This window comes from Sulfitobacter sp. SH22 (assembly GCF_965641905.1).
In the GTDB taxonomy this organism is placed as follows: Bacteria; Pseudomonadota; Alphaproteobacteria; order Rhodobacterales; family Rhodobacteraceae; genus Sulfitobacter.
In genome coordinates this window covers 3,264,902-3,278,178 of sequence record NZ_OZ282573.1, presented here as the reverse complement: position 1 = coordinate 3,278,178, position 13,277 = coordinate 3,264,902, and the positions used below count along the sequence as shown (strand labels likewise).

The following is a 13,277-nucleotide window of genomic DNA, read 5'->3' as shown; positions in this document are numbered from 1 at the left end:
CTATCAGGCTGCCTTGCGCAAACAAACGATATAAAAACCGTCCATCCCGCCACGGTCTGCCCAATAATCAGGCCGCAACCGCAACCCGCCTTCGGAACTTATCCACGCAGGATCAATGCCTTCGATATCAAGGGCCGTGCGGTCGACAGACATATCCGGATGCCGCTCCAGCGCCTCGTCGACCTGCACCTCGCCCTCGTCAGGAAGCAGCGAACAGGTGCAAAACACCAAACGCCCGCCGGGGTTCAACAAGGACCACGCATGATCAATCATCTCGGATTGCAATTCGATCAGCTCGCCAAATTCGGAGCCGTCCTTGGCATGGGGCAAATCCGGATGGCGGCGAATCGTTCCTGTGGCCGAACACGGCGCGTCCAGCAGGATCGCATCGAACTGACCTTCAAACTTGCGCGCATCAACGACGACGACCTTTGCCGGCAGATGAACACGGGCTAGGTTTTCGCGAACCCGCTGCATGCGCGGTTTAGAACTGTCGACAGCCGTGACTTGCGCCCCTGCTGCGGCCAGTTGCATCGTTTTGCCGCCGGGCGCGGCACATAAATCCAGCACAGCCTCGCCTTTTTGAGGGGCCAGTATTTTGACGGGCAAGGCAGCGGCGGCATCCTGCACCCACCAGTCGCCTTCGGCAAAGCCGGGCATCGCCGTCACCTGCCCTGCGTCCATGACGCGCACCGATCCGGTCGGCAAAACCACGCCACCCACAGCCTCGGCCAAGGCCTCGGGGTCTTTTTTGGCGGTCAGGTCAAGCGGCGCACCGGCGAAATGGGCAGCCTCGATACCTGCGATGGCTTCCGCCCCCCAGGCTTCGGTCAGCGGGCCGCGCAGCCATTTGGGCAAACGGGGGGATCGCAGCGCGTCCCACGCCTCTGGCCCTTCGGTCGCGATCTTGCGCAGCACCGCGTTGGTCAGCCCCTTGAGGTGCCCCAGTTTTTTGTGGCTTCCGACCAGTTCGACCATCGCGTTCACGACGCCATGCGCGGCCCCGCCCTGGCAAAGCTCGACCGTGCCCACCCGCAATGCGTTGCGCACCGTCAGCGGGGGATATTTCGAAAGGTGCTTTTGCAAGAGCCGGTCCGCGCGTTCCATGCCGCGCAACGTGTCCAGCGCAAGCCGCTGTGCGCGGGCGCGGTCATCGGGGGGCAGCTTGTCCAGGGCACCGGATGCCAGAAGTTCGGACATCAGGCTTTCTTCCTCCAGAATCATATCGAGAAGATAAACCGCACTTCTGCGGGCCTGAACGCCGGTATCTGACATGCGAAACGCTTTCTTGCTTGGATCGCTCGGGTTGTCTGAGCGCATCTACGGCGTATATCAAGGGGGCCGTAGCCTCAAGAGGATGAGATGATGACCGACGCAGGCCCAAAACCGATGCCAAGCCCGCCCCATGATCCCCAGCCGATGCCGGAGCCGGGCCCCGATCTGCCACCCGAGCCAATGCCCGGGCCCAATCCCATGATCTCGCCAGACCTGCCGCCGGCCGCCCAGCGCGCCTTGGCCGAAGCCGCGGAGCGCCGCAAAAAAGCGCAAGAGCTGGAATTGCCACCCGAACTGGGCGGCAGGGACGGGCCAGAGCCTGTCCGCTATGGCGATTGGGAGAAAAAAGGAATCGCTGTCGATTTTTGAACGACAGCGGTTTGACGCGGCAGAATTTTTCGAAAATTCTGGTCCGGTTTTTCGAAAAACCGGTGCTGCCGTCAACGTAATGTGAAATCGGCGGATTGTCCGGTGCCCTTGTCAGAGGTGAACCGTATCTTCCCCCCGTTCAGGCTGACCTCCTGGCAATTATGCCCCAGATCACCGCCACCCCACACCAGATCGCGGCAAAAATACCCGTCTTTCCAGGTCCATTTACCCGAGACGGGCCAAACAGCGCCCTTCCCTGAAATGCCCCCTGCCGGTGTCACATTGAGCTCGACCATCGGTCGCTTTAATGTTTTTCCAGCCACTGCAGATACAAAATCAGCCTGGGTTTCAAGCTTTTGAAAGTCAGCCTTGGCGGCCGTCGCAAGCACAACGATACTTGCGCAGGCGAGTACTAGAACGTCTCTCATAAAGGGCTCCTGCGTGGTTGCTTACCAACACATACGCAGGAACCGTTAAGATAGTTTCATCTCACCCGTAAAAAATAACGATGCCGGTCAGTCATTCAGCCCCAGCACATCAAGCATGTCATATTGCCCGGGCATCTTACCCTGCCCCCAAAGCGCTGCTTTGATCGCCCCGCGCGCGAATACAGCCCGGTCCGAGGCAACGTGCCTGAGGATGATCCGTTCACCTGCCGCAGCGAAGAGAACGTCATGTTCGCCAACAATGTCGCCGCCCCGGATCGCAGTAAAACCGATATCGCCACGTCGCCGCGCGCCTGTCATGCCGTCACGGCCCCGGTCGGATACATCCGCAAGCGACACACCTCGCCCCTCTGCCGCCGCTTCGCCCAGCATCAAGGCCGTGCCCGAGGGCGCATCCACCTTCTGGTTGTGATGTGCCTCGATGATTTCGATGTCGAAATCCTCGTCCAGCGCGGCGGCCACACGTTTTGTAAGTTGGGTCAGCAGGTTCACCCCAAGGCTCATGTTGCCGGCGCGCACGATCACAGCATGGCGCGATGCAGGTTCAAGCTGCGCGATCTCTGCCTCGGTCATGCCGGTCGTGCCGATGACATGAACGGCACGGGCTTGTGCTGCAATCGCTGCAAATTCCAGCGTGGCTTGCGGCGCGGTAAAGTCGATGACCGCCTGCGCAGGGGCAATCGCCTCGAGCGGATCATCGGTTACGATCACCCCCAAAGCTGCGCCGCCCATGGCGACGCCGACATCCTGACCGACCCAAGGATGCCCCGCGCGTTCAACCGCGCCCACCAACCGCACCCGGTCATTGGCAGAAACCTGCCCAATCAACATCTGACCCATCCGGCCCGAAGCCCCTGTAATCGCTATGCCTGGTGTATCGCTCATGCTGTGCTCCCTTTTTCATACTTGGTTTAGCGCGTGGCGACCTGCTTGGCAAAACCTCAGCAACCCCTTAGATGAAGCATATGGCAAAGAACAAGACTCACGAGGGCTCGGGCCCCACTCAACGGCAACTCCGCGTCGGCGAAACCATTCGCCGCGCCTTGTCTGATGTATTGGCGCGTGGCGATGTCCACGACCCAGAACTCAACCGGCTATCGATTACCGTGGGCGAGGTGCGGGCATCGTCCGACCTAAAGATCGCCACCGCTTACGTTTTGCCTTTGGGCGGCGAAGGGCGCGAGGACGTGTTGAAGCTGCTGGCCCGCAACAAGGGTGAATTGCGGCGTCAGCTGTCCAAGAGACTGGTGCTGAAATTTGCGCCCGATCTGCGGTTTCAACTGGATGAGACCTTTGACCGGATGGACGAGACCCGGCGCATGTTGGCCCAGGATGTGGTGCGCCGTGATGCCGAAGCCCCTGATGAAGCGCCGGATTCGGACCCCGACGCGTCGTGACACGTTTGCTGGCCCTCGCCCTGCTGCTTGGAGCCGCGGCCGGTCAAGCTGCTGCAGAAAACTGCCGGGACGAAAACTATCAGGGCAACAGCTATAGTGTTTGCGAAGTTGATCTGAGCACCGACACGCTTGGGCTTTTTCTTTATGATGCAGACGGCACCCCCTATGGGTATTTCAACACCTTGGACAAGGCGTTGAATGAGGACGGAAAAACGCTTGGCTTTGCGATGAACGCAGGCATGTATCACGATGACCGCACACCGGTCGGGTACTATCTGGAAGACGGAAAAGAGCTGCAACGTGTGATCAGCAGCGCCGGGCCGGGCAATTTCGGGCTGCTTCCCAACGGGGTTCTTTGCCTAGGGGACGCCCGCGCGGACGTGATCGAAACCAAACGGTTCATCCGCGACGCCCCGGGGTGCAAGAGCGCGACCCAATCCGGCCCGATGCTGGTCATCGATGGCAAGCTGCACCCGAAGTTTCTGAAAGACGGCACATCGCGTTATATCCGTAATGGGGTAGGGACCAGCGCGGATGGCAAATCGGCCTATTTCGCCATCTCGAACGGGGTGGTGAATTTCTATGACTTCGGCGTGTTCTTTCGCGATCATCTGAAGCTGCCAAATGCGCTTTATTTTGATGGCAATATTTCACGGATGCGTGCGCCTGATCTGGGCCGCAACGATCTGGGGTTCAGCCCGCTGGGCCCCATCATTGGCGTGGTATCAGACGATTAGGCGTTGAAAAGAAGAGTTTTTATGCCTTCGGCGAGGATTTTTTTCCATTTGGAATAAGTCGGTCTGGGCAATTGCGTCTGTATTTTGATAGGACGCAGCCAACAAAGATAGGGTTCAAGACATGGCGCGCAGACGCAAGGGACGGGATATTTCAGGTTGGCTGGTGGTGGATAAACCTGCCGGGCCGACCTCGACTACCGTGGTAAATAAAGTGCGTTGGGCGCTGAATGCCAATAAGGCGGGCCATGCGGGAACGCTTGATCCTGATGCCACCGGCGTACTTGCGATTGCACTGGGTGAGGCGACAAAAACCGTCCCCTATATTACAGACGCGCTGAAGGCATATGAGTTTACCGTGCGCCTTGGCGTTTCGACAAACACTGACGACGCTGAAGGCACGGTATTGGAGACCAGTGACCTGCGTCCGGATGATGCGGCGATCAAGGCGGCTTTGTCAGGTTTCATTGGTGATATCGAGCAGGTTCCGCCGCAGTTTTCAGCTGTGAAGGTTGACGGGCAACGTGCCTATAAGCTGGCCCGTGAAGGCGAGACCATGGAACTGGCCGCGCGGCCTTTGTGGGTGGAAAGCCTGTTGTTGATTGATCGCCCCGACGCGGATCACGTGACCTTGGAAATGGTCTGTGGCAAGGGCGGGTATGTGCGGTCGATCGCGCGTGATCTGGGGCAGGCATTGGGGTGTCTGGGCCATGTGCGCGAACTGCGCCGCATCTGGTCCGGCCCGTTCGAGGCCAGCGATGGTCTTACCATGGAGCAGATCGAAGAGATGGCGCGCACCGATGCTTTGGACGCCCATCTTTTGCCCCTTGAGAAGGGTTTGGAGGATTTGCCGGAGGTCAAAGCGACGGCGGAAGGGGCCGTGCGCTTGCGCAATGGGAACCCTGGCATGGTGATCGCCCATGACGTTGAATATGGCGACGAGGTCTGGGCATCCTATGAGGGGCGCGCCGTGGCGGTTGGTCGTTTCAAGGCGGGCGAATTGCATCCATCACGCGTTTTCAATCATCCTCAAGACGCGTGATCACCCGATATCATACCAAAGGCGACGCGGTGTCGGCGGCTGTTTATTCGGACTGTGAACGGTACCGCTACAGTCTGACCAGAGTGTGGGACAGGGCGGGGCCCAAGGTCTTGTTCGTGATGCTGAACCCGTCCAAAGCGACTGAAGTGCAAAATGACCCCACGGTAGAGCGCTGCGAACGCCGGGCGCGCGCGTTGAGATTCGGGGCGTTTCAGGTGGCTAATATTTTTGCATGGCGCGAAACCAGCCCCCAGTTGATGCGCAAGGCCATAGACCCCGTGGGCCCCGACAATGACCAGGTGCTGCTGCAAGGGGCGGCATGGGCTGATACCGTGATTGCCGCATGGGGGACGCATGGCGCGCATTTGGGTCGCGGTTCGGCTGTGGAATTGTTACTTAGAAAACAGCGGGTTAAGATGTTCCATCTTGGCCTGTCAAAAGCGGGCCACCCAAAGCACCCTTTGTATATCTCCTATGCCCAAGAACCGCTTGCCTGGCCCGATTAGGGAGCGGTTAACCGCTATCTGTATATGCTTTTGACCAACGCATAAGAGTATGGGCACTCTTATGAAGGGTGACGCGTCTTGTGCGGGTCAGTGAAGTTGGAATTCTGTGATGTTGTTCTTGGCCGGTTTAATGGGATTGATGGCGGTGGGGGCGGTTGCCTTTGTCGATATCGGCGTTGGGGACGACGACGACGATACCTTTCCTGACGACCTGCCCCCCACAAATGGCCAGACCATTTCGGGAACCAGTCAGGCAGACATCCTGACAGGGGGCGAAAACAACGATCAGATTGGCGGATATGACGGTGCAGATCTGATCAGCGGCCAGGGCGGCAATGACTATGCCCAGGGCGATGCCGGAAACGACACGGTGAGTGGCGGGGCTGGCAATGATGACCTGCACGGCAACGACGGCAACGACCTGATTGAAGGCGGTGCCGACGACGACAGCCTAACCGGCCACAACGACAATGATGTGCTGCGCGGTGGTTTCGGAAATGATTCGCTCAACGGGTCTGCGGGCGATGACGCGCTGTTTGGCGACGACGGCGATGATGCGCTGTTGGGCGGATTGGGCAATGACATCTTGGCCGGCGGGCGCGGTTCGGATGCATTGTTTGGCGGCTGGGGTAACGACCTGATTGTCGGGGTCGAAGACGACCCTGATGTTGCGGGCATCTTGGACGAGGATGAAGCTGACTTTCTGAATGGCGGCGATGGCGACGATACGATTGTGGCAGGTCAGAATGATGTGGTTACAGCGGGTGGCGGGGCCGACAATATCATTCTGGGGAATTGGATCACCGATGGAAACGCCGCAGTGATCGAAGATTTTGAAGCCGAAGATGACAGTTTGTTGCTGGTGTGGGACGATAGCCAGGCTGAAGATGAAGCGCCCGAGGTTTCTGTCGATCCCGATCCGGAAAACCCCGACCAGACGCTGGTGCGCATGAACGGGGTGATTGTTGCCTCTGTAAAAAGCGCGGATGTGTTGACTGTTGCCGATGTGTCGATCATCCCGCTTAGTTCTGCGATCGCGGCGGGTCTGGCCCTGACATGAGAACCCTTTCTCATCCGGTCCGGACCACGGGGCCCAGCGCAACCGGCAACTCAATAAAGTCTTTGCCAACTGCCCGAAACTTTCCTATACGCGCCCATCGCCCGCTGATTCAAAACAGGGGGTGATGCTCCATGGGCCTGTGCTGGACGACATCCCGGCCTGCGCCATCACTTTAACCTTTTGAAAAGGAGACCCCGATGTCGATTACGCTAGAAGAAAAAGCACGCGTCATGAAAGAATTCGCAACCAAAGAAGGCGATACAGGTTCGCCCGAAGTTCAGGTTGCCATTCTGTCCTCGCGCATCGCAACGCTGACCGAGCACTTCAAAACCCACAAGAAAGACAACCACGGTCGCCGTGGCCTTTTGAAAATGGTTGCGACACGCCGGAAGCTTTTGGACTATGTTAAAGGCAAAGATGACGCTCGTTATCAGGACCTTATCAAACGTCTTGGCCTGCGTCGCTAAGCTAACAAAAGATCATACATCGGTCATTGCGACCCGTGACATGATTTAACCGCGCCCCATCGGGACGCGGTTTTTTTATGCCACCAAATCTCGTGGATGACGCGGGGGCCGCGCCTCAGCCCTGCTCTTCCTGACACTCGATCGCCGCCTCAAGCGCCTGATAGCTTCCGGTAAGGTCGATCGACATGACCTGCCCCACTTCGGTATAAAGCGTCATGGTTTGTTTTAGGGCGATGTCGAACAAGAAGTCTTCTTCGTCAAACATGATGTCGGCCCCCGGCACATCATTAAGGTACATGCCTTTGGCATCGGCCTCGTATTCCTGCCCGTCCAGATCGAACAGAACAGGATACATCGCACCCTCTTCGATATCGCCCCATGCGTCATTGAAGGCCGTGACATAGCCCATGCCCTCATTCCGATCAAAGCCGATGCGAACAACCGAACCGTCGGTAAATTGCGATTGGATCAGGCATCCATCCCCCAGTGTCGGGTCAATCATCACGTCCCAATATTCAGACGCGCCCCACTGCTCCAACTCTTGAGCCACAACCGGCGTGGCACATACCGCACCAACAGCTACTATTCGCGCAATAGACTTTAACATCGCATTTTCCTTTTCATTAATTTTCTCACTGTCATCTAAACAGAAGCAAACCTGCACCTCTTATCCGGTCAGCCTTGCAAGACAACCTGGCAGAAGTCACGCAGAATGAAACCTGACCATCATTCGATCTAACGCATGCATTGCGTTGTTGGGCCGCCAAACCGGCTGCTCCAGCAGTTCGATCCGGTCGACTTTCTGCGCGAGGGTCGTCAGCACTGCCTCCATCTCGGCGCGGGCGATATTTTGACCAACGCAGCCATGCACCCCCACACCAAAGGCCAGATGCCCGGCAGGTTTGCGGTTAATGCGGAACTCTTGCGGGCTATCCCATTTGTCGGGGTCCATATTCGCCGATCCCAAGACGCATAAAACCTTGCTGTGTTCGGCAATATCGACGCCTGACACCTGCGTATCCGCCTTGGCTGTGCGGCAAAAGGTATGGACCGGCGACGTATAGCGCAGCACTTCTTCAAAACAGGGGCGGGCCAGCGACGGGTCGGCTTTCAGCTTTTCAAACTCGGCCGGATGCTGCGCAAGGCAGACCAACGCATTGCCGATGCTCGACACTGTCGTGTCCACCCCCGCCGACAGAAACGACCGCACCAGCAGACCTGCTTCGTCATGGGTTATATCGCCGGCGTCGGCGGCGGCATAGAGGATGCCGCCCATGCCATCGCCGGTCAGCCTGTCGCGCGCGCAAGCCGCGTTGATCCACGGAATAATCTCGGCGGCTTTGACCATCGTCGCCTTGCGAATGTCGTTGTCAGGCCCCAGCGAATTGAAAACCATCGCGCCGTAATCCACCAGATGCCGTTTGTTCACATCGGTCATGCCAACCGCTTTGGGAAACACATTTGTCGGAAAGACTTCGGCGAAATCGCCCACCGCGTCGAAACCGTCGCGCGTCAGCAGATCGTTGATCAGACGTGCTGCCTCGTCAAAGAACATCTGTTTATAGCCCGCAGCAACCTTGGGCGACATCGCGCGGATCATCACCTTGCGCACGGCCGTGTGTTCGGGCGGGTCGACCTCCAGGATGATGGAATTGGGCCGCCAGCTCTGACCATGGGCGAAATCGTCCAACCCCACACCGCGTGAAGATACGAACCGCTCCCAATCCGAGAAAATCTCTTTTGTTTCATGGTAACGCCCGACGGCCAGAACGGAATATTTGGGAATATACACAACAGGCCCCTTGGCGCGCAGTTCCGCATAATACGGTTCCGGATCGCGCAAGATCTCGACCGAATAGGGGTCAACATCCCAAACCGGAACGCCCTTGGGCGGAGAAATCGCCACATGCCCTGCAATCATCTCCATTTTGCGGTCCTCCCAAACCCGACAGGCTTGCCTGCCTGTCCCCATCAAAGGCCAAGCCCCCCTGTTGAGCAAGGAGTTTCACAAAACGCTGCGTCAACGCTTCTCTTCCCATCGCACGCAAACTCCTGTATGGCCGCACAATCTGAAAGCCGGCGCCCGGACTCCAGCGCCCGACAAAGAAGATACCGGAGTCAGGGGGAATATGCCCCCTACGCAAATGGCCCAACGCGGGCCGAAACAGGAAACGTAGATGTTTAATGTAACGACAAAATCCATGCAGTGGGGCGAAGAAACGCTTACACTGGAAACAGGCAAAGTGGCCCGTCAGGCAGACGGTTCGGTTATCGCGACACTGGGCGAAACCAGCGTCATGGCCAACGTCACTTTTGCACGTCAGCAAAAGCCCGGTCAGGACTTTTTCCCGCTGACCGTTCACTACCAAGAGAAATACTATGCCGCCGGTAAAGTACCGGGTGGCTTTTTCAAGCGTGAGGCCCGCCCCACCGAGAAAGAAACACTGACAGCCCGTCTGATCGACCGTCCGATCCGCCCGCTGTTCGTACCCGGCTTCAAAAACGAAGTTCTGGTGATGTGTACCGTTCTGAGCCACGATCTGGTGAACGACCCCGATATGGTCGCGATGATCGCCGCATCCGCTGCGCTGACCATTTCCGGCGCGCCGTTCCGTGGCCCGATTGCCGCGTGCCGCGTTGGTTTTGAAGGTGGCGAATACGTCCTGAACCCGACCGTTGACGACATGCAGGACCTGCGCCTGAAGCCCGAACAGCGTCTGGATCTGGTTGTTGCCGGTACCAAAGAAGCCGTGATGATGGTTGAATCCGAAGCCTACGAGCTGTCGGAAGAAGAAATGCTGGGCGCGGTTAAATTCGCCCACGAGCAGATCCAGCCTGTTATCGACCTGATCATTGATCTGGCCGAAGACACCGCGAAAGAGCCGTTTGATTTCCAGCCTGTTGACTATTCGGACCTGTCCGCTGCCGTCAAAGCCGCTGGCGAAGACGCAATGCGCGCCGCCTTTGCAATCGCTGACAAGCAAGAGCGCACCGCCGCTGTTGCAGCCGCACGCGAGACCATCAAAGCAGCCCTGACCGACGAGCAAAAAGAAGATGCGAACCTTGGTTCCGCTTTGAAAAAGCTTGAAGCGTCGATCCTGCGCGGTGACGTTGTTAAGACAGGCACACGCATCGACGGTCGCAAGACTGACGAAATCCGTGAAATCGTATCCGAGACAGGCATCCTGTCGCGCACCCACGGTTCGGCCTTGTTCACACGTGGCGAAACCCAGGGTCTGGTTGTGACCACATTGGGCACCGGCGACGACGAGCAGTTCATTGATGCGCTGCACGGCAACTTCAAATCCAACTTCCTGCTGCACTACAACTTCCCTCCCTACTCGGTTGGTGAAGTTGGTCGCGTTTCCGGCCCTGGCCGTCGCGAAATCGGTCACGGCAAGCTGGCTTGGCGTGCGTTGCAGGCGGTTCTACCGGCTTCCACCGACTTCCCCTACACCATCCGCGTTGTGTCCGAGATCACTGAATCGAACGGCTCTTCCTCGATGGCGTCGGTTTGTGGTGGTTCCTTGTCCATGATGGACGCAGGCGTACCATTGAAAGCGCCAGTCGCTGGTGTGGCCATGGGTCTGATCCTGGAAGAAGACGGTTCCTATGCAATCCTGTCCGACATCCTGGGTGACGAAGACCACCTTGGCGACATGGACTTTAAAGTGGCCGGTACCGAAGCAGGTATCACGTCGCTGCAAATGGACATCAAGATCGCCGGCATCACGCCAGAGATCATGGAAAAAGCCTTGGCCCAAGCCAAAGCCGGCCGCGTTCACATCCTTGGTGAAATGAACAAAGCACTGTCCGGCGCGGGTGAATTCTCGGTTCACGCACCACGCATCGAAACGATGCAGATCCCAACCGACAAGATCCGTGAAGTTATCGGTTCCGGCGGTAAAGTGATCCGTGAAATCGTTGAAGTGTCCGGTGCCAAGGTCGACATCAACGACGAAGGCATCATCAAGATCGCATCGCCAAACGGCGAGTCGATCAAGAAAGCCTATGACATGATCTGGTCCATCGTGGCCGAGCCTGAAGAAGGTGCGGTTTACACCGGTACCGTCGTCAAGATCGTTGATTTCGGTGCATTCGTGAACTTCTTTGGCAAGCGCGACGGTCTGGTCCACGTGTCCCAGATCGAAAACCGCCGCCTGAACCACCCTTCGGATGTTCTGAAGGAAGGTCAGGAAGTGAAAGTCAAACTTCTGGGCTTTGACGATCGCGGCAAGGTGCGCCTGTCGATGAAAGTTGTCGATCAGGAAACTGGCGAAGAGATCAAAAAAGAAGAAGGAGCCGAGGAGTAATCCTTAGCCCCTTTCGGAAACGACAAAGCCCCGGTGGAAACGCCGGGGCTTTTTTACGCCTTGGGCACCGACATGCCGGGCCACCATATCAAAGCTTTGAAACCCCCATAAAACGGGTTATTCCACGGCAATGAACTCTCTTATCATCCACATGCCCGGCAGCATTGAACGGCGTCCCAACGCTGAAAAACTGCTGCGTGATCTTCCCCACGCGCAGCTTGTTGACGCCGTTGACGGGCGTGACACGACCCAAGTGGCTGATTTGAGGGCTTTACCCGGAAATCTGCACAAGCCAGCCTATCCTTTTGCGCTGAAGGGCGGCGAAATGGGCTGTTTTGCCAGCCACCGCAAGTGCTGGCAGATGATCGTGGATAACGGATGGGACTATGCAATCGTGGCCGAGGATGACGTGGCCGTTTCATTAACCGATTTCGCCCGCACCCTGTCGATGATCACGGCCCATATGACCCCCGACATGTTCATACGCCTGCCCTTTAAGAACCGCGAGAAGACCGGCATCGTCGTTGCGACGGACGGCGATACACGGCTGCTGCTGTCCCAAAAAATCGGGTTGCAAACCGGCTGTCAGGTCGTGGGCCGCGAAGCTGCAAAACGGCTGTTGGCAAAGTCGGAACAGATTGACCGGCCCATTGATACATGGCTGCAGATGCACTGGGTCACCGGACAGCCGGTCCACACGCTGCTGCCCAACGGGCTAAGCGAAATCGCAGGGCAAATTGGCGGATCAACGATCCAACAAAAAACCCGCACCAGCGGCAAGCTGATGCGGGAGATCAAGCGCGCGTGGTACCGCGCGCAGGTCAGACTGCGGCCACAACGGCCCTAAGCTGCCCTTATTTCGGTGCTTTGGTCGTGCGCAGATACGGCAGCACAGTTGTGAATTCGCCAAACTTGGTCTTGGCATCGGCATCGGAAACAGATGTCGGGATGATCACGTCATCACCCACATTCCAGTTCGCCGGTGTCGCGACACCTTTGCCAGACGACATCTGCAAACCGTCTAGGGCGCGCAGAACTTCGGCAAAGTTACGGCCGACGGACATCGGATAGGTCATCGACAGCTTCAGCTTTTTGTCTGGCCCGACGATGAACACGGCACGCACAGTCGCGCTGTCGTTCGGTGTGCGGCCATCGGGCAAGTATGCTTCGGCGGGCAGCATGTCGAACGCCTTGGCCACCTTCAAATCTTCGTCAGCGATGATCGGAAAACCGGCCTTGGCTTTGGCAAAACCTTCGATGTCGGTCTTCCATTTCTTGTGCTCTTCAGCACTGTCCACGGAAATACCCATCACCTTCGTGCCGCGCTTGGCCCACTCGTCGGCCAGTTGCGCCACGGCACCGAATTCGGTCGTGCAAACTGGCGTAAAGTCCTTGGGATGCGAGAAAAGGATCGCCCAGCTGTCACCGATCCACTCGTGCAGATTGATCGTGCCCTGATCCGTTTCGACGGTCATGTCGGGGATAGTATCGTTAATACGCAAAGCCATTTTAAAGTCTCCTGTTATTGTTAAAATTCATATTCCGCATTCCCTAAATGTCTTTTGCAGGCCTGTGAAAGGCCTCACTTGCAGGTGCGACACTGTGGTGACATGGTGTGCGCAAATGGCAAGGGCAACCCCCGTGCTGCGATATCATAAAAGGAGCTTT

The 13,277-nt window shown here is 57.5% G+C and carries 15 protein-coding genes; 9 read left to right on the top strand and 6 right to left on the bottom strand.

Annotation, left to right across the window (positions count from 1 at the left end):
* Positions 1-3: 3 nt before the first annotated feature.
* Positions 4-1,275: an RsmB/NOP family class I SAM-dependent RNA methyltransferase gene (locus tag ACSQ13_RS18025; RefSeq protein ID WP_176248998.1), complete on the bottom strand. Its 1,272-nt coding sequence runs from the start codon at positions 1,273-1,275 to the stop codon at positions 4-6.
* 180 nt (positions 1,276-1,455) lie between these two features.
* On the opposite strand from ACSQ13_RS18025, the gene ACSQ13_RS18020 reads away from it, so the two are divergent.
* Positions 1,456-1,644: a DUF1674 domain-containing protein gene (locus ACSQ13_RS18020; protein WP_375708105.1), complete on the top strand. Its 189-nt coding sequence runs from the start codon at positions 1,456-1,458 to the stop codon at positions 1,642-1,644.
* Between the two features lie 71 nt (positions 1,645-1,715).
* Here the strand turns inward: ACSQ13_RS18020 and ACSQ13_RS18015 are convergent, their stop codons facing one another.
* Both ACSQ13_RS18015 and dapB read right to left on the bottom strand, forming a co-directional pair.
* Positions 1,716-2,072 (bottom strand): dihydrodipicolinate reductase, encoded by a 357-nt coding sequence (locus tag ACSQ13_RS18015; protein WP_295511087.1) that lies wholly within the window; start codon positions 2,070-2,072, stop codon positions 1,716-1,718.
* A gap of 87 nt (positions 2,073-2,159) precedes the next feature.
* On the bottom strand, positions 2,160-2,975 hold the full coding sequence (dapB, locus tag ACSQ13_RS18010) for a 4-hydroxy-tetrahydrodipicolinate reductase (RefSeq protein ID WP_176248995.1): 816 nt from the start codon (positions 2,973-2,975) through the stop codon (positions 2,160-2,162).
* An 80-nt stretch (positions 2,976-3,055) separates the two neighbouring features.
* Here dapB and rbfA point away from each other — a divergent pair, with 80 nt between their 5' ends.
* From rbfA to rpsO, 6 genes are all read left to right on the top strand, one after another.
* A complete protein-coding gene (rbfA, locus tag ACSQ13_RS18005) occupies positions 3,056-3,487 on the top strand; it encodes a 30S ribosome-binding factor RbfA (protein ID WP_176249065.1) in 432 nt (143 codons plus the stop codon).
* Positions 3,484-4,224, top strand: coding sequence for a phosphodiester glycosidase family protein (locus tag ACSQ13_RS18000; RefSeq protein ID WP_295511083.1), 741 nt, complete (start codon positions 3,484-3,486; stop codon positions 4,222-4,224). Before rbfA ends, ACSQ13_RS18000 begins: the two co-directional genes overlap by 4 nt.
* A gap of 121 nt (positions 4,225-4,345) precedes the next feature.
* Positions 4,346-5,263, top strand: coding sequence for a tRNA pseudouridine(55) synthase TruB (truB, locus tag ACSQ13_RS17995; protein WP_176248993.1), 918 nt, complete (start codon positions 4,346-4,348; stop codon positions 5,261-5,263).
* Positions 5,260-5,769, top strand: a complete 510-nt coding sequence (locus tag ACSQ13_RS17990) for a DUF1643 domain-containing protein (RefSeq protein WP_176248992.1) — start codon at positions 5,260-5,262, stop codon at positions 5,767-5,769. Before truB ends, ACSQ13_RS17990 begins: the two co-directional genes overlap by 4 nt.
* A 130-nt stretch (positions 5,770-5,899) precedes the next feature.
* On the top strand, positions 5,900-6,829 hold the full coding sequence (locus tag ACSQ13_RS17985; protein WP_295511079.1) for a calcium-binding protein: 930 nt from the start codon (positions 5,900-5,902) through the stop codon (positions 6,827-6,829).
* 197 nt (positions 6,830-7,026) lie between these two features.
* Complete coding sequence (gene rpsO, locus ACSQ13_RS17980; protein WP_176248990.1) at positions 7,027-7,296, top strand: 30S ribosomal protein S15; 270 nt, start codon at positions 7,027-7,029, stop codon at positions 7,294-7,296.
* A 115-nt stretch (positions 7,297-7,411) separates the two neighbouring features.
* Here rpsO and ACSQ13_RS17975 read toward each other — a convergent pair whose 3' ends face one another.
* Both ACSQ13_RS17975 and ACSQ13_RS17970 read right to left on the bottom strand, forming a co-directional pair.
* The gene (locus tag ACSQ13_RS17975) at positions 7,412-7,903 is read right to left on the bottom strand and encodes a hypothetical protein (RefSeq protein ID WP_176248989.1); all 492 of its coding nucleotides are present in this window, start codon (positions 7,901-7,903) and stop codon (positions 7,412-7,414) included.
* Between the two features lie 96 nt (positions 7,904-7,999).
* A complete protein-coding gene (locus ACSQ13_RS17970) occupies positions 8,000-9,223 on the bottom strand; it encodes a cytochrome P450 (RefSeq protein WP_295511074.1) in 1,224 nt (407 codons plus the stop codon).
* Positions 9,224-9,473: 250 nt separating this feature from the next.
* On the opposite strand from ACSQ13_RS17970, the gene pnp reads away from it, so the two are divergent.
* Both pnp and ACSQ13_RS17960 read left to right on the top strand, forming a co-directional pair.
* Positions 9,474-11,609, top strand: coding sequence for a polyribonucleotide nucleotidyltransferase (gene pnp / locus ACSQ13_RS17965; RefSeq protein WP_176248988.1), 2,136 nt, complete (start codon positions 9,474-9,476; stop codon positions 11,607-11,609).
* 130 nt (positions 11,610-11,739) lie between these two features.
* Positions 11,740-12,456, top strand: a complete 717-nt coding sequence (locus ACSQ13_RS17960) for a glycosyltransferase family 25 protein (protein WP_295508199.1) — start codon at positions 11,740-11,742, stop codon at positions 12,454-12,456.
* 7 nt (positions 12,457-12,463) lie between these two features.
* Here ACSQ13_RS17960 and ACSQ13_RS17955 read toward each other — a convergent pair whose 3' ends face one another.
* On the bottom strand, positions 12,464-13,117 hold the full coding sequence (locus ACSQ13_RS17955) for a peroxiredoxin (protein WP_176248986.1): 654 nt from the start codon (positions 13,115-13,117) through the stop codon (positions 12,464-12,466).
* Positions 13,118-13,277 lie beyond the last annotated feature (160 nt).

What these genes read in the sequence shown, in the direction of transcription:
- ACSQ13_RS18025 (WP_176248998.1), bottom strand. Translation starts at nt 1,275, where the DNA reads ATGTCAGATACCGGCGTTCAGGCCCGCAGAAGTGCGGTTTATCTTCTC.
- ACSQ13_RS18020 (WP_375708105.1), top strand. Translation starts at nt 1,456, where the DNA reads ATGCCCGGGCCCAATCCCATGATCTCGCCAGACCTGCCGCCGGCCGCC.
- ACSQ13_RS18015 (WP_295511087.1), bottom strand. Translation starts at nt 2,072, where the DNA reads ATGAGAGACGTTCTAGTACTCGCCTGCGCAAGTATCGTTGTGCTTGCG.
- dapB (WP_176248995.1), bottom strand. Translation starts at nt 2,975, where the DNA reads ATGAGCGATACACCAGGCATAGCGATTACAGGGGCTTCGGGCCGGATG.
- rbfA (WP_176249065.1), top strand. Translation starts at nt 3,056, where the DNA reads ATGGCAAAGAACAAGACTCACGAGGGCTCGGGCCCCACTCAACGGCAA.
- truB (WP_176248993.1), top strand. Translation starts at nt 4,346, where the DNA reads ATGGCGCGCAGACGCAAGGGACGGGATATTTCAGGTTGGCTGGTGGTG.
- ACSQ13_RS17985 (WP_295511079.1), top strand. Translation starts at nt 5,900, where the DNA reads ATGGGATTGATGGCGGTGGGGGCGGTTGCCTTTGTCGATATCGGCGTT.
- rpsO (WP_176248990.1), top strand. Translation starts at nt 7,027, where the DNA reads ATGTCGATTACGCTAGAAGAAAAAGCACGCGTCATGAAAGAATTCGCA.
- ACSQ13_RS17975 (WP_176248989.1), bottom strand. Translation starts at nt 7,903, where the DNA reads ATGTTAAAGTCTATTGCGCGAATAGTAGCTGTTGGTGCGGTATGTGCC.
- ACSQ13_RS17970 (WP_295511074.1), bottom strand. Translation starts at nt 9,223, where the DNA reads ATGGAGATGATTGCAGGGCATGTGGCGATTTCTCCGCCCAAGGGCGTT.
- pnp (WP_176248988.1), top strand. Translation starts at nt 9,474, where the DNA reads ATGTTTAATGTAACGACAAAATCCATGCAGTGGGGCGAAGAAACGCTT.
- ACSQ13_RS17960 (WP_295508199.1), top strand. Translation starts at nt 11,740, where the DNA reads ATGAACTCTCTTATCATCCACATGCCCGGCAGCATTGAACGGCGTCCC.
- ACSQ13_RS17955 (WP_176248986.1), bottom strand. Translation starts at nt 13,117, where the DNA reads ATGGCTTTGCGTATTAACGATACTATCCCCGACATGACCGTCGAAACG.